This window comes from Pseudomonas sp. GL_090, from assembly GCF_057837765.1.
Map to the genome: position 1 here is coordinate 3,781,609 of NZ_CM174452.1, position 22,273 is coordinate 3,803,881.

General features: G+C 62.9%; 21 protein-coding genes. 6 read left to right on the top strand and 15 right to left on the bottom strand.

Annotation, left to right across the window (positions count from 1 at the left end):
- Window positions 1-17 precede the first annotated feature (17 nt).
- The 9 genes from AC3ITA_RS16880 to AC3ITA_RS16920 form a co-directional block, all read right to left on the bottom strand.
- Window positions 18-1,526: an aldehyde dehydrogenase family protein gene (locus AC3ITA_RS16880; RefSeq protein WP_489277952.1), complete on the bottom strand. Its 1,509-nt coding sequence runs from the start codon at window positions 1,524-1,526 to the stop codon at window positions 18-20.
- The gene (locus AC3ITA_RS16885; RefSeq protein ID WP_150673306.1) at window positions 1,507-2,580 is read right to left on the bottom strand and encodes an aminoglycoside phosphotransferase family protein; all 1,074 of its coding nucleotides are present in this window, start codon (window positions 2,578-2,580) and stop codon (window positions 1,507-1,509) included. Before AC3ITA_RS16885 ends, AC3ITA_RS16880 begins: the two co-directional genes overlap by 20 nt.
- Before the next feature lie 5 nt (window positions 2,581-2,585).
- Complete coding sequence (locus AC3ITA_RS16890) at window positions 2,586-2,930, bottom strand: cupin domain-containing protein (RefSeq protein ID WP_056727343.1); 345 nt, start codon at window positions 2,928-2,930, stop codon at window positions 2,586-2,588.
- A gap of 136 nt (window positions 2,931-3,066) precedes the next feature.
- On the bottom strand, window positions 3,067-3,435 hold the full coding sequence (locus AC3ITA_RS16895) for a cupin domain-containing protein (protein WP_150673308.1): 369 nt from the start codon (window positions 3,433-3,435) through the stop codon (window positions 3,067-3,069).
- The gene (locus tag AC3ITA_RS16900) at window positions 3,428-4,711 is read right to left on the bottom strand and encodes a nucleotide disphospho-sugar-binding domain-containing protein (RefSeq protein ID WP_489277956.1); all 1,284 of its coding nucleotides are present in this window, start codon (window positions 4,709-4,711) and stop codon (window positions 3,428-3,430) included. Before AC3ITA_RS16900 ends, AC3ITA_RS16895 begins: the two co-directional genes overlap by 8 nt.
- Before the next feature lie 32 nt (window positions 4,712-4,743).
- Window positions 4,744-5,823, bottom strand: coding sequence for an ABC transporter ATP-binding protein (locus tag AC3ITA_RS16905; RefSeq protein ID WP_489277958.1), 1,080 nt, complete (start codon window positions 5,821-5,823; stop codon window positions 4,744-4,746).
- Window positions 5,816-6,622 carry an ABC transporter permease gene (locus AC3ITA_RS16910; protein ID WP_150673311.1) on the bottom strand — a complete coding sequence of 269 codons (807 nt, stop codon included), beginning with the start codon at window positions 6,620-6,622 and terminating at the stop codon, window positions 5,816-5,818. The genes AC3ITA_RS16905 and AC3ITA_RS16910 overlap by 8 nt, the downstream gene beginning before the upstream one ends.
- Window positions 6,619-7,479, bottom strand: a complete 861-nt coding sequence (locus AC3ITA_RS16915) for an ABC transporter permease (protein WP_056727353.1) — start codon at window positions 7,477-7,479, stop codon at window positions 6,619-6,621. The genes AC3ITA_RS16910 and AC3ITA_RS16915 overlap by 4 nt, the downstream gene beginning before the upstream one ends.
- A gap of 82 nt (window positions 7,480-7,561) precedes the next feature.
- Window positions 7,562-8,617, bottom strand: coding sequence for a polyamine ABC transporter substrate-binding protein (locus AC3ITA_RS16920; protein ID WP_414928923.1), 1,056 nt, complete (start codon window positions 8,615-8,617; stop codon window positions 7,562-7,564).
- A gap of 199 nt (window positions 8,618-8,816) precedes the next feature.
- Here AC3ITA_RS16920 and AC3ITA_RS16925 point away from each other — a divergent pair, with 199 nt between their 5' ends.
- The 4 genes from AC3ITA_RS16925 to AC3ITA_RS16940 all read left to right on the top strand — a co-directional run bounded on the left by AC3ITA_RS16925 (window position 8,817) and on the right by AC3ITA_RS16940 (window position 12,965).
- Window positions 8,817-9,749: a GntR family transcriptional regulator gene (locus AC3ITA_RS16925; RefSeq protein WP_095946269.1), complete on the top strand. Its 933-nt coding sequence runs from the start codon at window positions 8,817-8,819 to the stop codon at window positions 9,747-9,749.
- Between the two features lie 100 nt (window positions 9,750-9,849).
- A complete protein-coding gene (locus tag AC3ITA_RS16930; RefSeq protein WP_489277961.1) occupies window positions 9,850-11,124 on the top strand; it encodes a nucleotide disphospho-sugar-binding domain-containing protein in 1,275 nt (424 codons plus the stop codon).
- A 70-nt stretch (window positions 11,125-11,194) separates the two neighbouring features.
- Window positions 11,195-12,592 (top strand): NAD(P)/FAD-dependent oxidoreductase, encoded by a 1,398-nt coding sequence (locus AC3ITA_RS16935; RefSeq protein ID WP_489277963.1) that lies wholly within the window; start codon window positions 11,195-11,197, stop codon window positions 12,590-12,592.
- Window positions 12,593-12,605: 13 nt separating this feature from the next.
- Window positions 12,606-12,965 (top strand): cupin domain-containing protein, encoded by a 360-nt coding sequence (locus tag AC3ITA_RS16940; RefSeq protein ID WP_095946272.1) that lies wholly within the window; start codon window positions 12,606-12,608, stop codon window positions 12,963-12,965.
- On the opposite strand, the gene AC3ITA_RS16945 is transcribed toward AC3ITA_RS16940, so the two are convergent.
- The 6 genes from AC3ITA_RS16945 to AC3ITA_RS16970 form a co-directional block, all read right to left on the bottom strand.
- On the bottom strand, window positions 12,962-14,029 hold the full coding sequence (locus AC3ITA_RS16945) for a GGDEF domain-containing protein (protein WP_150673316.1): 1,068 nt from the start codon (window positions 14,027-14,029) through the stop codon (window positions 12,962-12,964). The genes AC3ITA_RS16940 and AC3ITA_RS16945 overlap by 4 nt on opposite strands.
- 617 nt (window positions 14,030-14,646) lie before the next feature.
- Window positions 14,647-15,687, bottom strand: coding sequence for an ABC transporter substrate-binding protein (locus AC3ITA_RS16950; protein WP_095946341.1), 1,041 nt, complete (start codon window positions 15,685-15,687; stop codon window positions 14,647-14,649).
- A 35-nt stretch (window positions 15,688-15,722) separates the two neighbouring features.
- Window positions 15,723-16,892 (bottom strand): acetylornithine deacetylase, encoded by a 1,170-nt coding sequence (gene argE / locus AC3ITA_RS16955; protein ID WP_489277967.1) that lies wholly within the window; start codon window positions 16,890-16,892, stop codon window positions 15,723-15,725.
- The gene (locus AC3ITA_RS16960) at window positions 16,885-17,559 is read right to left on the bottom strand and encodes a DUF1028 domain-containing protein (RefSeq protein ID WP_150674157.1); all 675 of its coding nucleotides are present in this window, start codon (window positions 17,557-17,559) and stop codon (window positions 16,885-16,887) included. Before AC3ITA_RS16960 ends, argE begins: the two co-directional genes overlap by 8 nt.
- 10 nt (window positions 17,560-17,569) lie before the next feature.
- Entirely contained in the window at window positions 17,570-17,980 is a 411-nt protein-coding gene (locus AC3ITA_RS16965; protein WP_003201555.1) for a RidA family protein, read from the bottom strand.
- Complete coding sequence (locus AC3ITA_RS16970) at window positions 17,980-19,341, bottom strand: flavin-containing monooxygenase (protein WP_489277969.1); 1,362 nt, start codon at window positions 19,339-19,341, stop codon at window positions 17,980-17,982. The genes AC3ITA_RS16965 and AC3ITA_RS16970 overlap by 1 nt, the downstream gene beginning before the upstream one ends.
- A gap of 274 nt (window positions 19,342-19,615) precedes the next feature.
- Between AC3ITA_RS16970 and AC3ITA_RS16975 the strand changes: the two genes are divergently transcribed.
- Both AC3ITA_RS16975 and AC3ITA_RS16980 read left to right on the top strand, forming a co-directional pair.
- On the top strand, window positions 19,616-20,992 hold the full coding sequence (locus AC3ITA_RS16975) for a pyridoxal-phosphate dependent enzyme (protein ID WP_150674156.1): 1,377 nt from the start codon (window positions 19,616-19,618) through the stop codon (window positions 20,990-20,992).
- On the top strand, window positions 20,989-22,167 hold the full coding sequence (locus tag AC3ITA_RS16980; RefSeq protein WP_414928928.1) for a trans-sulfuration enzyme family protein: 1,179 nt from the start codon (window positions 20,989-20,991) through the stop codon (window positions 22,165-22,167). Before AC3ITA_RS16975 ends, AC3ITA_RS16980 begins: the two co-directional genes overlap by 4 nt.
- Window positions 22,168-22,273 lie beyond the last annotated feature (106 nt).

Below are 22,273 nucleotides of genomic sequence, written 5' to 3' on the forward strand. Positions count from 1 at the left end.
CCTGTGTGCATCGGGCTTCAGGCCGGATCGCGATAGAACACGTCATCGGCGTAGGGATACCACCAGTCCTGGATTTTCGGCTGGTGGTCGATGATGACCATTTTCGAACGGCGGAACGCTTCCAGCCCCTGACGCCCGAGTTCGCGCCCAAGACCCGACATCTTCCAGCCACCGAACGGCAGCGCATCGTTGTCGATCAGCGGGTTGTTGACCCAGACCATCCCCGCCTCCAGACGCTCAGCGGCTTCCATGGCTTCGGCCAGGTCCGTGGAAAACAGCGAGGCGCCAAGGCCGAACGGCGAGTCGTTGGCCAAGCGCACCGCCTCATCGAAATCGCTGACCCGACAGATCGCCGCCACCGGACCGAAGCACTCTTCCTGCAGAATCGCCATGTCGCCGGTCACGCCGGTGAGGATGGTCGGCTCATAGAACCAGCCGACGCTGTGCCCGGGCGGAATCCGCCCGCCACACACCACCGTCGCGCCCTTGGCCACGGCGTCATCGACCAGGCGCATGACCTTGTTGCGTGCCGCCTCGCTGACCATCGGCCCGATCTCCGAACGCTCCAGGCCATGGCCAATGCGCAAGGCACGGGTGCGTTCGGCGAATTTCGCGACAAACTCGTCATGGATTTCATCAACGACGTAGAAGCGTTCGGCCGACGTGCAGATCTGCCCGCTCAAGTGGAACGCCGCCGTCACCGCTCCCGCCACCGCCACGTCCAGCGGCGCATGCCTGGAGATGATCAGCGGATCGCTGCCACCGGCCTCGATCACGCAAGGTTTCATCCGTTCGGCGCAGGCCACGGCCACCGCTTTGCCTGCCGCAACGCTGCCGGTGAACGCCACCGCGTGGGTCTGCGCTGACTGCACCAGCAACTGCGCAGTCGCTGCATCACCTGGCACACAGGACACCAGCCCCGGCAGTAGCGCGGCGAAGTGCTCCATGAACTTGAGGGTGCACAGGGTCGTGGCTTCCGCCGGCTTGATGATGCAGGCATTGCCCGCCGCCAGTGACGCGGCGACCGTCCAGCACATCAGCAGGATCGGAAAGTTGAACGGCATGATGTGCACGCTGACGCCGTACGGCTCGTAACGCACATGCTGGAACGAGCCGATCTGCGTGGTACCGGCGACCTTGCCGGCATCGTCCCGGGCCATTTCCGCGTAGTAGCGAAAGATCGGCGCGCAGTTGGCCAGCTCGCCCATGGCTTCGGGAAACGGCTTGCCCATCTCCAGGGTCATCAGGCGTGCGACTTCACGGTTGCAGGCCAGGTTCTGCTCGATGGCGTTGGCCAGTTGATGCAGGCGCGCGGCGCGGCTTTTGGCATCCACTACGCGCCATTGTTTTTGCGCGGCGGTGGCGGCATCGGTGGCGGCTTGCACATCGGCTTCGCCACACACGCCGACTTGCCCGACCGGTTGCAGGGTCGCCGGGTCGAGCACTTCGCGCACACGACCGGCGGTTAGCGGCAGAAACTCGGAGTTGATGAAACGCAATGCGGTGTCAGTGTTGAACGTGGCCATGGGATGATCCTTGAACCAATCGATAAGGGGTTTCGCGCAACGTCGCCAGGGTCTCGGCGGGCAATTCTTCACGCCAGCCCGGCACTTGCAGGTCGAGCCATTGGCGCAGCGGCGCAAAGGCCTCGGCGTCCAGGGCGCGGACAAACAAACCCAGGGTGCGCGGCAAGTGCGCCAGGTAACCGTGCTTGCCGTCACGGCCGGCCAGGCGTACGAAAATCCCCAGCACCTTGGCGTGACGCTGGGCGGCCAGGCGCCGGTAGTCTTCGAGAAAACCCGGCGCATCCAGCTCCGGGCGCTGCAACAGGTAATGGCTGATCAGTGCTGCCCGCAGCGCTTCGGGCACATCGCGCCGGGCGTCTTCGAGCAGGGACATCAGGTCATAGGCCGCCGCCCCGACCAGGGCGTCCTGGAAATCCAGCAAGCCGCAGGCCGCCACGCCTTCACGGCCTTGCAGCAGCATCAGGTTGTCGACGTGAAAGTCGCGCAGCACCAGGGCTTCGCGGCGTTTTGCAACGTCGCGACAAGCATCGGCAAACAGCGCCAGATACTCATCGCGCAGGTTCTGCGCCGCGTCCTTGCCGATCAGCAGCGGCACGTACCAATCGATAAACAGCGCGTACTCGTGCGCCAGTCGCGGTTCGTCGTAAGGCGCCAATTCCGCCGCTGGCGCTGCGCGATGCAAGGCCACCAGCGTATCGACCGCCAGGTGATACAGCGCCGACTCCGAGTGCCCGGCCAGCAGCAGCCGGGTGTAGGTGTCGTGACCGAAATCCTCGATCAACGCCAGCCCCGCCGCCTCGTCCACCGCCAGCAAGGCCGGCGCGGACAGGCCCAGCCCCTGCAACTGCCGGGCGATGCGCACGAACGGGCCGATGGGCTCACTGTCGGGAGGCGAATCCATCAGCAACAGACCCGCGCCCTCCAGGCGGAAATATCGCCGGGTCGAAGCATCCGCCGGCAAAGCGACCAGCAGGGCCCCGGCGTAACCGGCGCGGGCCAGAAAGGCGGTGCGCTGGTCTTCACGGGTTGGCAATGACGCCAAAGCATCTGTCATGGCGATCACCGGATCATGTAGACCTTTTTGATGGTCTCGTGGACGGTGCACACACCCTTCCAGTCCTTGCCGAAGAAGGCGGCGGTGTCCGGCCTGATCTCGATCACCTCGCCGGACTCATGGACGTAAGTGCAGCGACCTTCGAGAAAGTGGCAGAACTCGTCGCTGGTGACATGGCAGAACCATTTGCCCGGGGTGCAGATCCAGATACCACATTCGGACTGGCCTTCGGGGCCTTTGTGGAGCACCACGCCGGAAACACGGGATTCACCCTCGAGCATGGTCGGGATCACGCCCCAATCCTTGACATCGGTGATGCTCAGCGGGTCGTATAGAAACGGGGTAGTCATTCATCTTCTCCAGTTTTTTGTAGGAGCGAGCCTGCTCGCGAAGGACGTCAACGATGACGCGCGCTGTCTGGATGACGGCGTTGTCCTGGCGTTTTTCGCGAGCAAGCTCGCTCCTACAGGGGTGGGGTATTCAGGTTCAGGCCAGCATGTACACGTTGCGCAGGGTTTCCCGGACGTGGCACTCACCGGTCCAGCCGGCCGGGAAGAGCACCAGGGTGTTGGGGCGCACTTCGATCACTTCACCGTTGTCGTTACGGTAAGTGGCGTGCCCCGCGAGGAAATGGCACAGCTCGTCCCGTGGAATCGACAACCGCCAGCGGCCGGGGGTGCACACCCACAGTCCGGTTTCCGGGCTATTGTTCGGGCCCTTGAACAGCAAGCGTCCGCTGGAATGCGAGACGCCTTCGACGGCGTCGCTCTGCACGCCCCAGTCCACCAGGTCGGTGCGGCTGCTGACGGCTTCGAGGTACGGCGTGATACCCGCCGTGGTGGATGAATCAGGCATCGTTGAGCACCTTGTCGAGAATCGCGGCCGCGTCTTGCGGCCCCTTGCGCGATTGCATCTGCGCGCTGGTGCGCTGCAGCCGTTGGCGCATCGCCTCGTCGTTGAGGCACGCGTGGAGTTTTTCCGCGAGCTGTTCTTCGTTCCACTCATAGCGATCGAGCTTGAAGCCGTGGCCGCTTTCTTCGGCGCGCATGGCATTGTCGTGGCCGTCCCAGACGTAGGACATGACAATCGCCGGTTTGCCGAAGAACAGGCACTCGGTGAAGCTGTTGTTGCCGCCGTGGTGGATCACCGCGTCGACCTGGGCGATCACCGACGGCTGCGGGAACCAGTTGGAAATCTGCACGTTGTCCGGCAGGTCCGGGTACTCGTCGAGGTGTTCGCCGACGTTGAACAGCGCCCGGTAAGGCAGCTTGCCCACCGCCTCGATCAGGCGCTTGAGCAGCTCGACATCGCCGGAACCGAGGCTGCCGAAACTGGCGTACAGCAGCGGCTTGTCGTTGTGGGCGCGAAACGGCGGAATCTCGTAGGGCGTGTCGTGGCGCACGCAACCTTGCAGGTAATGGAAACGCTCCGCCGGTAGCGGATGACGCCGCTCGAACTTGACCGCATCCGGGTACAGCAGCAGGTTCATGAACGGTGAGGCTTCAAAGAATGTGCCCAGCGGATAGGGTTCCTCGCCGTGGACCTGGAGGAACTGGTTGAAGTCGTCGTGAATCGGCCCGACCACCTCCTCGAAACGCTGGCGGAATTGCGCGTGGCCGGCCTTGTCGTCGATGCTCATGCCCGACAGGTGCGGCGGGATATCCGGGTCTTCGATCTCGTTTTCCGAGCAGGAAATGATCCGCACCCACGGCTTGCCGTATTGCTTGATCGCCGGGAACAGGATCACGTTGTCCACGCAGATCAGGTCGGGCTTGACCTTGTCCAGCACCGCCGGCAGGTCCTTTTGCGCCCACTTGGCGGTTTCGACGATGGCCGCCCAGCATTCCATGACGTAGTTGTCGATCTGGTCGAGCGGCGACTTGCGGAAGTTCGGAATGTGGCCGTTGATGAAATCCACCCAGTAGCGGGCCATCTCTTCGGCCGGCATCGGCGCCGACATGTTGACCATGTGCTCTTCAAAACCATAACCGGCGTAGACACCGCTCATGCCCGGGTCGGTGAGGAACACCGCTTTGTGCCCCAGGGCTTCACAGGCCTGGGCGATACCCACTGAGTTCAGCGCCGGGCCATAGGCGGCTTCCGGAAAGAATGCGATCACTTTCTGTTTCATCGAGTGCTGCTCCTGCCTGGTCTTTTTATTGTTCAGCGCGTCAATACGCGGGCATGCCGGGCCTGCCAGCCCAGCCGGATGGTCGTGTCGATTGCAAAATGGGCGAATTCGAACTGTGAGGACGGCACGCGTACGATCAGCGGCTTGTCGCTGAGGGGGGTCTGCACGTGCAGATTGGTGTCGAGGCCGTGGTAGGCGACTTCGACGATCTTGCCGCTGACCTGATTGGCGCAATCGCCGCCCTGTTCCGTCAGCACTTGCAGGCGTTCGGGGCGAACCACCACGGCGACGGATTGACCGGTCACCAGCGGTGCGTCGGTTTCGACGCTCAGCTCGTGGCCGTTGACCCGCACCGAATGCTGGCGCGAGCGCACGCCTTCGAGCAGGTTGCTGACGCCGATGAAGTTGGCGACAAAACGGCTGTTGGGGTTTTCGTAGAGTTCGGTCGGGCTGCCGCACTGGCACACCTTGCCGCCGTCGAGCACGGCCATGCGGTCGGACATCACCAGGGCTTCTTCCTGGTCGTGGGTGACGATGATGAACGTGATGCCGCTCTCGTGTTGCAGGCGCTTGAGTTCCAGCTGCATCTTTTCCCGCAGCTTCTTGTCGAGGGCGCCCAAGGGTTCGTCGAGCAGCAACACTCGCGGGCGTTTGACCAATGCCCGTGCCAGCGCCACCCGCTGACGCTGGCCGCCGGACAGCTGATCGGGCTTGCGCTCGGCCAGTTCACCCAGTTGCGCGGTGCTCAGCACTTCATCGACCCGGCGGCGGATTTCGCTTTCCGGTAGGCGCTCCATTTCCAGGCCGTAGGCGATGTTCTTGCGCACGGTCATGTTGGGAAACAGCGCGTAGGACTGGAACATCAGGTTCAGCGGCCGCTTGTTCGCCGGCAGCGGCGAGATGTCATTGCCATCCAGATAGATGCAGCCACCGCTGGGGGTCTCGAAACCGGCGAGCATGCGCAGCAACGTGGTCTTGCCGCAGCCCGACGGCCCCAGCAGCGCGAAGAACTCGTTCTCGCGGATGCTCAGCGACACCTCGTTGACCGCCAGGCCGTTGCCATAAGACTTGCTGACCTTGTCCAGGATCAGTACCGCAGATGAATTATTCATGGGTGCGAGGAGCCTTGTTGAGACGCTGCGAAGCCAGCAGCGCGGTGATGCTGACCAGCATCACCAGCGTCGCCAGAGCGTTGATTTCCGGGGTGACGCCGAAGCGGATCATGGCGTAGATCTGCATGGGCAACGTGGTCGAGGCCTGGCCGGAGCCGGAGTTGAAAAAGGCGATGATGAACTCGTCCACCGACAGGGTGAACGAGAGCAAACCGCCCGCCAGCACACCGGGAAAAATCACCGGTAGCAGCACTCGGCGGAACGTGGTGAACCAGCTCGCGCCGAGGTCGATCGAGGCTTCAAGGATCGAATAATCGAAGTGCTTGAGCCGCGTGCGCACCACCGCGCAGACGAAGGCGATGTTGAACACCGCGTGGCTGATGATGATCGAGTGCAACCCCAGGCCGACCTTGAGCAGGTTGAAGAAGCTCAGCAGCGCAATCGCCAGCACGATGTCGGGAATGATCATCGGCGCCATCAGCAAGGTGTCGACCACCTGGCCTTTGTGGTTGTCCTTGCGGCGCAACTCGATGCCCAACGCCAGGAACGTGCCAAGCACACAGGCAATGAAGGTCGCCGACAACGCAACGACCAGGGTGTTGAGCGCCGCCGACAGAATCGCCGTGTTGTGCGCCAGTGCCGCGTACCACTTCAGCGATACGCCGCCCCAGGCGGTGGGCAAGCCGGACTTGTTGAACGACAGCAGGATCAACACCAGGATCGGTATATAAAGGAAGGCGTACACCAGCCCCAGGTGCGAACCCAGCACGGTGGCGCTGACAGAACGAGACTGACTCATGAGCGCGCCCCTTCTGCACGACGGGCCACCAGTGCCTGGATGAATAACAGGATCAACATGATCGCGATCAGGAAGAAGCTCAGCGCCGCGCCAAACGGCCAGTCCCGCGCCGTGAGGAATTGCGAGTAGATCAGGTTGCCGACCATCTGCACCTGCTTGCCGCCCAACAGGTCGGCCGTGATGAAGTTGCCGATGCTCAGCACGAAGACAAACACCGCGCCCGCAGCGATACCCGGCACGCTCAGCGGCAGGATGATCCGGCGAAAGGTCATCCAGCCCGAGGCGCCGAGGTCTTTCGAGGCGTCCCACAGTTCGTTGTTGATGCGCGACAGCGAGGAGAAAATCGCCAGGATCACAAAGGGGATGTAGTTGTAGACCAGCCCCAGCACCACGGACGATTCGGTGTACAGCAGGCTGATGGGTTCGCCGCTGTAGCCGAGCATTTGCAGCAGTCGGTTGATCAGGCCTTCGCGGTTGAGCAGGACGATCCAGGCATAGGTGCGGATCAAGTAGTTGCTCCAGAACGGCAGCATCACCAGAAACAGATACACCGCCTGACGCCGCCGTGGCGCGCGGGCAATCGCATAGGCCGCCGGGTAGCCGATCAACACAGCAAACACCGTGGCCAGCCCGGCGATCTTCGCCGACTTGAGCAGGATGCCCAGGTACAGCGGATCGAACGCGCGCTGATAGTTTTCCCAGGTGAACAACCAGTCGATGCCACCGTAGGCGCCGCGTTCAACGAAGCTGTAGACCAGCACCAGCAGGCACGGAATCACCAGGAACATCAGCAGCCAGCCGAAGCCGGGCGCAAGAAGCCAGGCCGACAGACGCCTGTCAGCATGCAAAGCACTCATTGACCCTATCCTCCCGCCTCAGGACAGAGGCGGCTTGCGAGCGTGGCGAGGCATGCCGGGCATGCCTCGAATCGACGTGGCGTTAGTTCTGCGCCGCCATGATTTCGGTGACGGCGCGGGTGTAGGCCTTTTGCGTGGTGCCGCCCAGGTCGCGCAATTGCTCCATTTTCAGCAGCTCGGCGGGGGCGATGGTCAGGTTGGGGTATTGCTTGAGCAAGTCAGCGGACAGCCCGGCCATGGCCGCCTGGTTGGGGACTTTGTAGAGGATGTTTTCAGCGACCCAGGCGTGGTTTTCCTTGGCCAGCATGAAGTTGATGAACTTGAAGGCTTCGTCCTGGTGCTTCGAGCTCTTGAGCACCACCATGGTGTCCACCCACAGGTCGGAACCTTCCTTGGGCACCACGAACTTGATCGCCGCGTTGGCCTGGGTGCCGTAGTTGCACCAGCCGTCCCAGGCGTGGGCCATCAGCGATTCGCCGGAGGCCAGCTTGGAGTAGAAGGTGGTGTCGTCGAAGGAGAGAATGCGTTTTTTGGTGGCGATCAGTTGGTCGCGAACGGCGGCGATTTGCGCGGGGTCGCTGTCGTTGACCGACCAGCCCTTGGCGAGGAACCCGGCGCCGAGCATCCAGCGGTCGGTGGCGAGCATCGTCACCTTGCCCTTGAGCGCGTCGCTCGGGTTGAGCAGTTCGTTCCAGCTCTGTGGCGCCGGTGTCACCTTGTCGGAGCGGTAGCAGATGCCGGTGGTGCCCCAGGTGTAAGGCACGGAGAACCGGTTGCCCTGGTCATATTCCAGGTGCGTGGCTTCGGGGTAGAGGTTTTTCAGGTTGGGGACCTTGACCGGATCGATGTCCGCCAGCAGCCCCTGTTTGTGCAGGACTTCGGCGAAGGGCGAGGAGACGAACACCACGTCGTACCCTTCACCACCGGACGCCATCAGCTTGCCCATGACTTCTTCGTTGGTGGCGTGCAGCGCCTTGTCGACGTCCACACCGCTGGCAGCCTTGAACTTGTCCAGGGCATCCGGGGCCATGTAGCCGTCCCAGATGGAAATCACCATGTCTTTCGCACTTGCAGCCTGTGAAGCGATCGCCAGGGAAACGGCCAATCCCACGCACAGAAGATCATTCAGCTTGCTCATAAATACTCACCCGACGATTGATTATTGTTGTGTTCGAAGGCAGTACGGCAAAACGAGAAACGATTGCTTGTGTTTTTTTTTAGAAATTAGGACCAGTATCAAAAGATGTCAACGCATTTTTTCCAGCCTGACGATTACCCGGCGCATGACATAAGATGAGCACCTGAGTCCGACAGCGGATCACAACGAGAAAAGACGCTTGAGTACGACAGTCGAAAAAAAACCGCGCACCAATCACCTGGAACTGGCCCGGCGCATCCTCGAGCACACCCAGGAAAGCGGCCTGGTGGCCGGCGACCCGGTGGCCGAGCAGGCCCTGGCCCGGACCTTCCAGGTCTCGCGCACGCTGATTCGCGGCGCGTTGAAAGTGCTGCTGGAAGAAAACCTGCTGAGCCACGAAGCCGGCAAGGGCTACCGATTGCTGGCCTCGCCGGCGGGCCAGGCCTTCAACGCCGCCCTGCCCCAGGCCGAGGAAGAAGAACTGGCCGCTTCGGTGCTGCGCGACCGCATGGCCGGACGCCTGGGCGACAGCATCAGCATCAGCGAGTTGATGCGCCGCTACGCCATCGGCCGGCCAGCGGCACAAAAGGCCCTGCAGCAACTGAGCGAAAGCCAGGCCATCGAGCGCGGCCCCGGCCAGTCCTGGCTGTTTCGCCCGTCGCTGAACAGCCTCGCCGCCCTTGAAGAAAGCCTGAAATTCCGCCTGATTCTCGAGCCCGAAGCCTTGCTCAGCCCGAGCTTCAATGCCGACCCGCAACGCCTGGCGCTGTTGCGCAGCGCCACGCAAAGCCTGCTCGCCCGCCCCGTGGAAGACTTCGATATCCAACAGTTTCGCGAACTGGACATCAGCTTCCACGAACTGCTGGCCCAGAGCTGCGGCAACCGCTTCATCAGCGACGCCCTGCTCCAGCATCAAGGCCTGCGGCGCCTGCCGAACCTGCTGCCCTCGGTGAGCGTGCATCGCCTGCAGGAGGCGCTGCGCGAACACCTGCAAATCATCGCGCAGATCGAACGCGGGCAGATGGAGATCGCCGCCGACCTGCTGCGCCTGCACCTGCGCCTGAGCGCCGCGCAACGCCCGCAAACCGCCAACCGTGGCATCCCGCAAAGTCATCTGTTCGGGCGTCGCTAACCGGCTCGCAAAAACATGATGATTTTTTTTTGAAAATAAGACAGCATCAAAAACACCTTCAGGAGCGGCGGGTCTGACCCGCCATGGACAGTCCCTCGCCATGCAAAAACAAAAACTGATCGCCCTGTTTCCGGAAGCCAGTTTCGGCGCGGCCTTGAACTGCATTGGTATCGCTCAGTCGCTGCGTGAACTGGGTGCCAGGCCAGTGTTCATCTGCCATGAACATTTCCAGGGGTTGTTCGCCGAATACGGTTTCGACGAGTACCCGATTCCGCAAGCGAGCCCATTGTCGGCGGCGGAACACCAGCACTACTGGGAGCGCTTCATCGAGCGCAGCATTCCGTACTTCGACCAGACCCCGCTGGCGCAGATCGACAGCTACGTGGCGCCGGCCTGGGAAGCCATCATCGACACCGCGATCGAAGCGGAAAAACCCTTGCAGCAGTTGCTCGGCCGCCTCAAGCCCGACGTGATCGTGCTCGACAACGTGGTGATGTTCCCGGCCATCGCCAACGCCGGTTGCCCCTGGGTGCGGGTGGTGTCCTGCGCCGAAACCGAACTGCCGGATGCGGCCGTTCCGCCGTACCTGTCCGGGTGCATGGCCAGCGACACCCAGGCCTGCGAGCGCTACACCGAGCAGTACCTGAAGGCCGTCGCACCGGCCCATGAACGCTTTTCGCAATTTCTCCTCGGCAACAATACGGCGCCGTGCCCAGCGGGGCAGTTCCTCACCGACTCGCCATGGCTGAACCTGCTACTGTCACCGACGCCAGTACGCTATGAGCGCCAGCAACCGCTGGACCCGCAACGCTACATCTACCTCGACGGTTGCGTACGCCGCGAAGCGCCGTACATCGCCCCTGACTTTCCACGGCACAACGACGCACCGCTGATCTACCTCAGCTTCGGCAGCCTCGGCGCCGCCGACACCGGGATGATGAAGCGCCTGATCAGCACAATCGAAACCTTACCGTATCGCTTCCTGGTCAACGTCGGCGCCTACCGCGACATGTACACCACCGTGCCGGACAACGTGTACCTCGACAGCTGGTTTGCCCAGCCGGCGGTGCTCAAGGAATGCCAGTTGTTCATCCATCACGGTGGCAACAACAGCTTCTGCGAAGCGCTGTATTTCGGCCTGCCATCGCTGATCATTCCGTACTGCTGGGACGGCCACGACAACGCCGCCCGCGCCGAGGAAGTCGGCGTCGGCCGCTACCTGCCGCGCTTCGCCGATCCCCTGGCCGCCCTGCCCGCCGCCCTCGAACAGATGCTGGCCGATCAAGCGATGAAACGACGCCTCCAATCGTTCAGCGAGCGCATGCAGGCGACCCGCGGCACCGACATTGCCGCCCGCGCGATCCTGGCGCTCTAGCCATAACAACAAAAACCGTCGGGCAACCGAACGCAATCGTCGCTGCCCGACACACCGCCGGAGTTTCAGCATGAATGCCCCACCGCGTCTTGATGCGCTTGACCGAGCCCTGCCTCACCCCTTTTGGCAGGACACCGTAACCCCACAGACCGCCGCGCCCGCCGTCATCGGGTCCATACAGTTCGATCTGGTGGTGGTCGGTGGTGGCTTTACCGGCTTGTGGACGGCCCTGCTGGCTCGCCAGCGCCAGCCCGGTTTGAGTATCGCGATCATCGAAGCACGTCGCTGCGGGGGTGAGGCCAGCGGGCGCAATGGCGGATTCTGCGCGCCGAGCATTTCCCATGGTGTGTCGAACGCGCTGAAGCGCTGGCCTGATGAAGCCGAACAGTTGATTCGTCTCGGCCGACAGAACCTCGACGAACTGGCTGCCGACCTGCAACGCTTCGGCATGAACGTTGAGTTCGAACGCCAGGGCAAACTCAACGTCGCGGCCCGGCCGTGGCAGGTCGACGGGCTGCGCTCGATGCAGCGCAACTATGCACGGTTCGGCATCGACTGCCAGTGGCTCGAAGGCAGCGATCTGACACGCAAGCTTGATTCACCGGCTTATGTGGCCGGCCTGTTCGAAACCAATTACGCCCTGCTCAACCCGGCGAAAATGGCCGCTGAACTGCGCCGTGTTTGCCTTGAGCAAGGCATTCAACTGTTCGAAAACAGCCCGGTCCTGCAATTGAGCGCGGACAAAGACAACCTGCGCCTGCGTACAGAAGGCGGCGAAGTGAGCGCCGGAAAAATCGCCCTGGCCACCAACATCGCCCCGCCGCTGCTCGGCCATCTGGCATCGAGCGTGATCCCGGTCTACGACTACAGCCTGGTCAGCGAACCCTTGAGCGATGCGCAGCTGCAAGCCATCGGCTGGATCGGCCGCTACGGCATCGCCGACGCCGGCAACCAGTTCCACTACCTGCGCAAGACCGCCGACAACCGCATTCTCTGGGCCGGCTTTGATGCCATCTACCATTTCGGCGGACGCCGCGACGAAGCCCTGACCCAGCGTCCGCACAGCTTCCAGCGTCTGGCCGAGCAGTTTCAACAGACTTTCCCGGCGCTGCGCGATGTGCGTTTCAGTCATGCCTGGGGCGGCATCATCGACACCTCCGCGCGCACCACGATGTTCACCGGTTGCGAACACCAGGGCCGCGTCGCCTATGCCTTGGGCTTCACCGGGCAAGGGGTGTCCGCCAGCCGTTTCGCCGCACTGAACATGCTCGATCTGTTGGCCGGCGAGCGTACCGAACGCACCGAACTGCTGATGACTTCCAAGGCGCCGTTCCGCTTTCCGCCCGAACCCTTGCGTTATGTCGGCGTGAAACTGGCCCAGCGTTCACTGGCGCGGGAAGACCGCGACGGTCACCGCGACCTGCTGCTCAAGACCTTCGATGCCTTTGGCATCGGTTTCGATTCCTGACCCGGAGACCCCCATGTCCACAGCCCTGCCCCGGCACGTCATCGACTTCGCCAGCGACCTTACTCCCCGTGAAACCGAAATCAGCGACCCGGCCGTGGTCGACGCGCCTTATCGCAGCAAGAGTTGGCGGCACTTTGTAGCACCCGGGAAAAACGCCGTGGCCGGCATCTGGGAGGCAGGACCGCACCGGGAGCGTTGCCAGTGCGATTACGACGAGCTGTGTCACATCCTCGAAGGCAGCGTACGCCTGACCGATGCCGAAGGCGTCGCGCGCACGTTCGGCCCCGGTGATTGCTTCGTGGTCGCCAGCGGATTCAATGGCACCTGGGAAAACCTCACGACGGTGCGCAAGGTTTACTTCATCCTCGGCTAAACGGCCCCGACCGCTACATCAGGCTGCTGACGCACCTGATTGCGCCCGTTGCGCTTGGCCTGGTAAAGCGCATCGTCGGCGCGGGTCAACAGGCTTTCCGGTGTGTCGCCGGGTTGAACATGAGCCACGCCAAACGACGCGGTGATGGTGTCCAGCACCGTGTCGGTGCCCCGGGCCTTGACCCGCAGCGACTGGATTTTCAGCCGCAGGCGCTCGGCAAAAGCGCCCGCGGCGGCCAGGTCCGGGCAATCCTTGAGCACCACGCAGAACTCCTCGCCGCCATAACGCGCCGCGAACGCTTCTTCGGGCAGCGAATCGCGCAACACCCGGGCGACATGCTGCAGCACGCGGTCGCCCAAGGGATGGCCGTACTGGTCGTTGAACTGCTTGAAGTGGTCGATATCCAGCATCACCAGCGCCACGCCCTTCGCCACGTTGCCCATGGCCTGTTCAAGCTGGCGGTTGAAGGTGGCGCGGTTGAGCAATTCGGTCAGGCCATCGAGGGTCGCGGCCAGTTGGGCGCGCTGCAGTTTGTCCCGCAGGCTTTTGATTTCATGCTGCGCCGACTGCAACTGGGCGAGGAAGTGTTCCTGCTGCCCCTGCATCAGCCGGGTGCTCTGTTGCAGCTCGCTCAGGATGCTCGGCAAGCGCTCGCTGGCGGGCTGTTCGAGCATCTGCAGGTATTGGCCCAGGCTGGCCTGGAAGTTCTGGTTCCCCCTCACGCTGCGCGAAACATCGCGCTCCATGTCGTCGACCAGGTTGATCGCGTCCTGCTGCCCGGAGCGGGCGTCCGCCAGCTCATCGCGGATGATGTACTCGCGAAACAGCTTGGCGGCCGACTCCGGCGGGAAACAGTCGAAGTCGTTGACTACCCGGTCCAGGTGCCGGTTGAGCTCCGGCTCCTGGCCCTTGCTGTAGGTGTACCAAAGCGCGTAATGCACCGGGTTGGGCGGAATGTTATGACGAACCATCAGCGGCACGGCCTGCTTGAGCAATGCCGCAGCCTCGCGGGAGTCTTCTGGATACAGCGCTAGAACAGTCGCTCGCGTGTCTGATTGGCTCATGGTTTCACTGTGGTTGTTATCATTGGCGTTTGGCAAACTCGCAGAGCATAGCGATACGCCCGGCAAACGACCATCCCGAATGACACAATCATTTCATCCCGGTACGCCCGAGGTATTGCCCCCGGCTTTTTTGTAGGAGCCGTGTGCGCCACATTACTATTGTGGGAGCCAGCCTGCTGGCGATGGCGGTGTATCAATCAACGACGATGTTGGATCTGATGGCCTCATCGCGAGCAGGCTCGCTCCTACAGGGGGCCATGTGCGCCACATCACTATTGTGGGAGCCAGCCTGCTGGCGATGGCGGTGTATCAGTCCACGAAGATGTTGAATCTGATGGCCTCATCGCGAGCAGGCTCGCTCCTACAGGGAGCCGTGTGCGCCACATTACTATTGTGGGAGCCAGCCTGCTGGCGATGGCGGTGTATCAATCAACGACGATGTTGTATCTGATGGCCTCATCGCGAGCAGGCTCGCTCCTACAGGGGGCCGTGTGCGCCACATCACTATTGTGGGAGCCAGCCTGCTGGCGATGGCGGTGTATCAGTCCACGAAGATGTTGAAACTAGTGGCCTCATCGCGAGTAGGCTCGCTCCTACAGGGGCCTGCGGTGCCTGTGTTATCGCGCAGCCCAGGCATTGAAGCGCTGTTCAAGCTCCTCGCCATGGTCGACCCAGAACTCCGCATCCACGGCCCGGGCGCCGGCCAGGTTGGCCTCGGCGGTCGGCAGTTGCTCCTGCACGTCCTTGGGCAGCAATGGCAGGGTCTGGCGATGCACCGGCCCGTAGGGGATGGTTTCCGAGAAGACCTTTTGTGCCTGCGGCTGGCTGGCAAACGCAATGAAGTTTTCCGCCAATGCCTTGTTCGGCGTGCCTTTGACCACCGCCCAGTATTCCGGGTCGTACAGGCTCTGCGGCCAGACGATGCTCAGCTTCATGCCTTCCTTTTGCGCCGAGGCTATCCGGCCGTTGTAGGCGGCGCTCATCACCACGTCCCCGGCCACCAACCATTGCGCCGGTTGCGCGCCCGCTTCCCACCATTGGATGTTCGGCTTGATCTGGTCGAGCTTGGCAAAGGCCCGCGTCACGCCTTGCGGGGTGTTCAAGACCTTGTACACGTCGTCCGCCTTGACGCCGTCGGCGAGCAAGGCGATTTCCAGGGTGTACTTGGCGCTCTTGCGCAGGCCGCGCTTGCCCGGGAAATCGGCGACATTCCAGAAGTCCGCCCAGGACTGCGGCGCCTTGGCCTGCTTGCTCTGGTCGTAGGCCATGACCATCGACCAGACGTATGTGGCCACCCCGCACTCGGTCAACGCACCCGGCACGAAGTTCGCCGAATCACCGAAGCGCCCCGCATCGAGCTTCTCGAACAGGCCCTCCTCGCAGCCGCGCAACAACTCGGGGCTTTCGACTTCCACCACGTCCCAACTGGTGTGACCGGCGGAGACCATGGCCTTGATCTTCGACAGCTCGCCGTTGTACTCACCGGCGATGATGTTGCCCGCGCCGCTGGCGTTGAAGGGCTGGAAATAGGCCTTATCCTGGGCCTGTTTGGTCGCGCCACCGAAGGAAATCACGGTGAGGTCCTGGGGGGCCGCCCACACACTGGCGCTCAACACCGCCAGGGCAAACGGAACACTGCAACGCAAGGATCTGGACATGGATCGCTTCCTCGGGCCTTGTCGACCCTTTGTTGTCATGGGTGTTCGGATTCACTCAAGTACGCCGCCAGGCGATCCATCAGGCGGTCGCAAGCCGCCATCTGTTCGACGCTGACAAATTCATCGGGCTTGTGTCCCTGGTCCATGCTGCCAGGACCGCAGACCACCGAAGGAATGCCGGCCTGATCGAACAGCCCGCCTTCGGTGCCAAAAGCCACGGTGCTGAACTCGTCACTGCCGCATAGCCGGGCAATCAGCCGGGCCGCCGCGCTGTCGGTGGGTGTCGCAAGGCTCGGATAGGCCGATATTTTTTCAAAGCGGATACCGGTATCGGTGTCCACGGCCTGCATGCCCGGCAGCAACGTCTGCTCGGCGTAGTCCTGCAGTTCGTCGACGACCACTTGCGGGGCGAAGTCCGGCAAGGCGCGGATCTCGAAATCGAAACGGCAGTCCGCTGGAACGATGTTCAGCGCCGTACCGCCCTGGATCACGCCGACCTGCACGGTCGAGAACGCCGGATCGAAACGCTTGTCGTGCAATGGCGGCCGGGCCAGGGTGGCGCCGATGTCGCCCAGCCGACCGATCAGGCGCGCGGCCTGCTCAATGGCATTGACCCCATAAGGCGCATAGGCCGAATGACAGGCGGCGCCGCGCACGTGACAGCGCATCGCCAGTTTGCCCTTGTGGCCGAGCACCGGCTTGAGTTCGGTCGGCTCGCCGATCAGGCACAAGGTCGGTGCCGGGATGCGTTGCGGCAGCACTTCGAGCAAGCCGCGCACGCCGAGGCAACCGACTTCCTCGTCATAGGAAAACGCCAAGTGCACCGGGCGCTTCAAAGGACTGGAGAGAAACATCGGTACCGCCGCCAGTACAGAAGCCAGATAGCCCTTCATGTCCGCGGTGCCGCGTCCGTAAAGCCTTCCGTTCGCCTCGCTCAGGCAAAACGGCTCGACCGTCCAGGCCTGGCCGTCCACCGGCACCACGTCGGTGTGCCCGGACAGCACGATGCCGCCGGCCACGCGCGGGCCGACCGTGGCCAACAGATTGGCCTTGGTCCGCTCGGCGTTGTAGATCAGTTCGCAATCCACGCCCAGTCCGTACAGGTAGTCGCGCACGAACTCGATCAGCGCAAGATTCGAATCGCGGCTGACCGTGGCGAACCCGATCAATCGCGCGAGCATGGCGCGGCTGCGCAACTCACTCATCGCCGGGCACTCCATAGGCGGGGGCCAGAGTCGGATTGAGGGCGCGGGTCAGGTAGTCCTGCAATTGCGGTTCGTAGGCCGTCCACAGTTTGCCCAACTCGCCGATCGGGTTTTCATCGGCCCAATCCACCCGCAGGTCGACCATCGGCCAGGTCAGGTCACCGACCACCGACAACGCCGCCGAGTGCACCGCGCCAGCTTCGCCGCCGGCATCCTGCCCGGCCTGCAAGGCGATCATCAGCCGGGTGGCGAGGCAGCCTTCGCTGTTTTCGAACGCCGCGACCATCGCCTCGATCACCCCGCTGTTGGCCAGCAAATTGCCGGCCGCCACACATTGGTCACCGGCCACCGCGTTATTGATGCCCAGGGCATGGTTGCCGCTGAACACCGCCGTGCGTCCGTGGGCATCGACCACCGCCACCTGGCGGTATTGGCTGTAGCCATTGCGGGTCAATGAGTGGTCCAGCGCCTGGGGCGGCGCCGAGCCGTTGGCCAGTTCATCGAGGATCTGCGGGCCGAGGGCCGGCAGCGTGATGTTCTGGCTCGACACCGCGCCGACACCGGCCCGCAGCCACGGGCAGCGCGCGCCGACAGCAATGCTCGAGGAGCTGATGGCAATGCCCAACTGACCGGTCTCGGCGCAGCGACCCACGATGGAAAAAGTCATAGCGAATTCCTTATTCAGGGATGACAGCGATCACATCGATTTCCATCAGCCACTGCGGCTGGCCGAGGGCGCTGACCACAAGGCCAGTGGAAATCGGGAACACGCCCTTGAGCCACTTGCCGACCTCCTGGTACACCGGCTCGCGATAGCGCGGGTCGATCAGGTAGGTGGTGGTCTTGACGATATGGCTCAGGTCGCTGCCCGCCTCTTCCAGCAGTTGCTTGACGTTGCGCATGGCCTGTTCGGCCTGGGCGCGCGGATCGCCGAGGCCCACCAGTTGGCCGTTGAAATCGGTACCGACCTGACCACGCACATACACGGTGTTACCGGCGCGCACGGCCTGGCACAAATCATTGTCCAGCGTCTGGTTCGGGTAGGTGTCCTTGGTGTTGAACATGCGGATGCGGGTATGAGTAGGCATTAACGAACTCCCATGAGGCTGGCTTTCTGAAGAGGTGCACGGGCGGCTTCGGCTTGACGCTGGGTCGCATCCCGATAGTTGAGATAGGTGTGCTGTTTAACGATGTGGTCGGCGATGTGCTTGGCATCGTGCCAAACGCCCCAGATAAACGCGGAGCCGCGGCGGGACTGCCAAGGTAACCCGACGAAATACACCCCCGGCTCGGCCGACACGCCGCGCTGGTGCCGGGGTTTGCCGTTTTCCTTGAAGGCATCGACCTTCAACCAGCTGTAATCGGTGGAGTAACCCGTGGCCCAGATGATCGTGGTAACACCGGCCTTGAGCAGGTCCAGTTCCAGGATTGGATGGGTCACGCAATCCGGATCGGCCAGCATGGCCCGGGCTTCGGGCTCCAGCGGCAGGTCCAGGCCATTGCGTTCGACATAGGCGTCGGCCTTGTCGAGCAGCGCCAGATAATTTTCATCGCCGCGCCGGATGTTGTCGGCCAGGTTGTCTTCGAAACTCACCACAGTGCCGTTGAACGATTGGGTCAGGCCGACCAGCGTCATGCCCTGATGGGCCAGCCGGCGGAAGTCCACGGTGTGGCCGCCTCGGGCACCGCTCACGGCGATGGTCACGTGCTCTTTACCGGGCTGCATGGTTTCGGCATCCCACTCGCCGAGCACCCCCAGCCACCAGCAGAAATCACGGTTACGATAGGCACGTGGCGGACGGTCATGGGCGCCGACTGACAGATAAACCTGTTTGCCGGAGCGTTGCAGTTCATCGGCGATCTGCACGCCCGAAGAACCGGCGCCCACCACCAGCACCGCGCCTTCGGCCAGTTGTTGCGGGTTGAAGTATTGGGCGGAGTGAATCTGCGTGATGCCGGCGATTTGCGGGGCAATCGGCGGGATTGCCGGGCGTTGGAACGGACCGGTGGCGACCACTACGTGGCGGGCCTCGATCACGCCTTCAGAAGTTTCAACAGTGAAGCCTGGACGATCAGCGTTGCGTTCCACTTTCCTGACTTCAACGCCAGTACGGATCGGTGCGTTAAATTTGCGAGCGTAGGCTTCGAAGTACTGAGCCACCTGCTCTTTCCCGGCGAAGGCATCCGGGTCCAGACCGTCGAATTCCAGCCCCGGGAAACGGTCGTGCCAGGCCGGACCGTTGGCTACCAGCGAATCCCAGCGACCGGTGCGCCAGGCTTCGGCAATACGATTGCGCTCCACAACGAGGTGCGGCACACCGAGCTTGCCCAGGTGTTCACTCATGGCCACGCCGGCCTGGCCGGCGCCAACAACAAGCGTATCAATTTCGGTCTTGTCTACTGTCATGGCTGTGCACTTCTGAAAGGTGGTTTGATTCAGGTCGGTCATGGCTGCCGCCTCGATGCTGATCACTGTTGTTCTTCTGCTTGAGCTATCGGTGCAAGGGTGTTGGCCGCATTCTGTTCGGAGCCGGGGATTAGCGAAATTATGTTTTTTGTGGTTGTTGGCGAGGAAAAAGCGTCGAGCCGACCGACTGGCCGTGCAAGGTTGCGGTCGACCCAATCCCGGCCTATGGTCCAAGCGATGCATTGCCCGCGACCGACGCGAAGACCCGGCGCGGATTGCTGTCCATCCAGTGCGGATTTACGCAAGGAGTGATGACATGCCCGACAATTCCCGTCCTGCCGTGCTCGAACTGATTGGCAATACCCCCCTGGTACGCGTCAGCCGTTTCGATACCGGCCCGTGCACACTGTTTCTCAAACTCGAATCCCAGAACCCCGGCGGTTCGATCAAGGACCGTATCGGTCTGGCCATGATCGACACCGCCGAGCGCGATGGTCGCCTCAGGCCCGGCGGCACCATCGTCGAAGCCACCGCCGGCAACACTGGCCTGGGCCTGGCCCTGGTCGGCCGCGCCAAGGGCTACCGGGTGGTGCTGGTGGTGCCGGACAAGATGTCCACCGAGAAGGTCCTGCACCTTAAGGCCATGGGCGCCGAGGTGCACATCACCCGCTCCGACGTCGGCAAGGGCCATCCCGAGTATTACCAGGACGTCGCCGCGCGGTTGGCGGCGGAGATTCCCGATGCGTTCTTCGCCGACCAGTTCAACAACCCGGCCAACCCGCTGGCTCACGAATGCAGCACCGCGCCGGAGATCTGGGCGCAAACCCAGCATGATGTGGACGCCATCGTCGTCGGCGTCGGCTCGGCCGGGACCCTCACCGGCCTGACCCGATTCTTCAAACGGGTGCAGCCGGACCTGGAAATGGTCCTGGCCGACCCGGTCGGTTCGGTGATGGCCGAATACAGCCGCGGCGGCACCCTTCCAACCCCCGGTTCCTGGGCGGTGGAAGGCATCGGCGAAGACTTCATTCCGTCGATTGCCGACCTGTCGAGCGTGCGCCACGCCTATTCGATCAGCGACGAAGAAAGCTTTGACCATGCTCGCCAACTGCTGCGCGCCGAAGGCATTCTCGGCGGCTCATCGACCGGCACCTTGCTGGCGGCGGCGTTGCGTTACTGTCGCGAACAGACCCAGCCGAAACGGGTGGTGAGCTTCGTCTGCGACACCGGTACGCGTTACCTGTCGAAGGTCTACAACGACCAGTGGATGAACGATCAGGGCTTGCTGCAACGCAAGCACTACGGCGACCTGCGCGACCTGATCGCGCGGCGTTTCGAGGATGGCCGGGTGATCAGCGTCGGCCCGGATGACACGCTACTGACGGCTTTCCAACGCATGCGCCTGGCGGATGTCTCGCAGTTACCGGTGCTGGTGAACGGCAAACAACTGGTCGGCGTGATCGACGAGTCCGACATCCTGCTGGGCGTGCATGAAGACGTTGCGCACTTTCGCAAGGCCGTCTCCAGCGCCATGACCGACAAACTGCAAACCCTGCCCCCCGATGCCACCCTGGCTGAACTGGAAGCCGAGCTGGGCCGTGGGCTGGTGGCGATCATCCAGGACGCCTCGGGCTTCCACGGCCTGATTACCCGAACCGACATGCTCAACCATTTGCGGAGATCCCTGCCATGAATCAACAGGACAAAAACGCCCCGCCACAGGGTTTCGCCACCCGGGTGATCCACGCCGGGCAAGCACCGGACCCATCCACCGGGGCGTTGATGCCGCCGATCTACGCCAACTCCACCTACCTGCAACAGAGCCCCGGGGTGCACAAGGGCCTGGACTACGGGCGTTCGCACAACCCCACGCGCTGGGCACTGGAGCGTTGCGTGGCCGACCTCGAAGGCGGCACCCGGGGTTTTGCGTTCGCCTCGGGGCTGGCGACCATTTCCACGGTGCTCGAACTGCTCGACGCGGGCTCGCACATCGTCTCGGGCAACGACCTGTACGGCGGCACCTTCCGCCTGTTCGACAAGGTGCGCCAGCGCAGCGCCGGGCATCGCTTCAGCTTCGTCGACCTGACCGACCTGGCGGCGTTCGAGGCCTCCCTGCAAGACGACACCCGCATGGTCATGGTCGAAACCCCGAGCAATCCGCTGCTGCGCCTCACGGACCTCGCCGCCATCGCCCGCACCTGTCGCGCCCGCGGCATCATCTGCGTGGCCGACAACACCTTCGCCAGCCCGTGGATCCAGCGCCCGCTGGAGCTGGGCTTCGACATCGTGCTGCACTCGACCACCAAGTACCTCAATGGTCACTCCGACGTGATCGGCGGCATCGCCGTGGTCGGGCAGAACGCCGAACTGGCCGAGCGCCTGGGTTTCCTGCAAAACGCCGTCGGCGCCATCGCCGGCCCGTTCGATGCCTTCCTCACCCTGCGCGGCGTGAAGACCCTGGCCCTGCGCATGGAGCGGCACTGCAGCAACGCGCTGGAACTGGCGCAGTGGCTGGAACGCCAGCCGCAAGTCTCACGGGTCTATTACCCGGGCCTGCCGTCGCACCCGCAACACGAACTGGCCCAACGGCAAATGCGCGGTTTCGGCGGAATGATCTCCCTCGATCTCAACAGCGACCTGGCCGGCGCCAAACGCTTCCTTGAAAGCGTGCAGATCTTCGCCCTGGCCGAAAGCCTGGGCGGCGTGGAAAGCCTGATCGAACACCCGGCGATCATGACCCATGCCACCATTCCGCCCGATACCCGCGCGGAACTGGGGATTGGCGACGGGTTGGTGCGGTTGTCGGTGGGGGTTGAGGATGTGGAGGATTTGCGGGCGGATCTGGCGCAGGCGTTGGCGCGGATGTAAGCAAGCTGGCTCCCACACTTTTGAATTTCTGTCATACGCAAATTTTGTGTTTACCAGAAATCCATTGTAGGAGCGAGCCTGCTCGCGATGGCGGCGGATCAGTCGA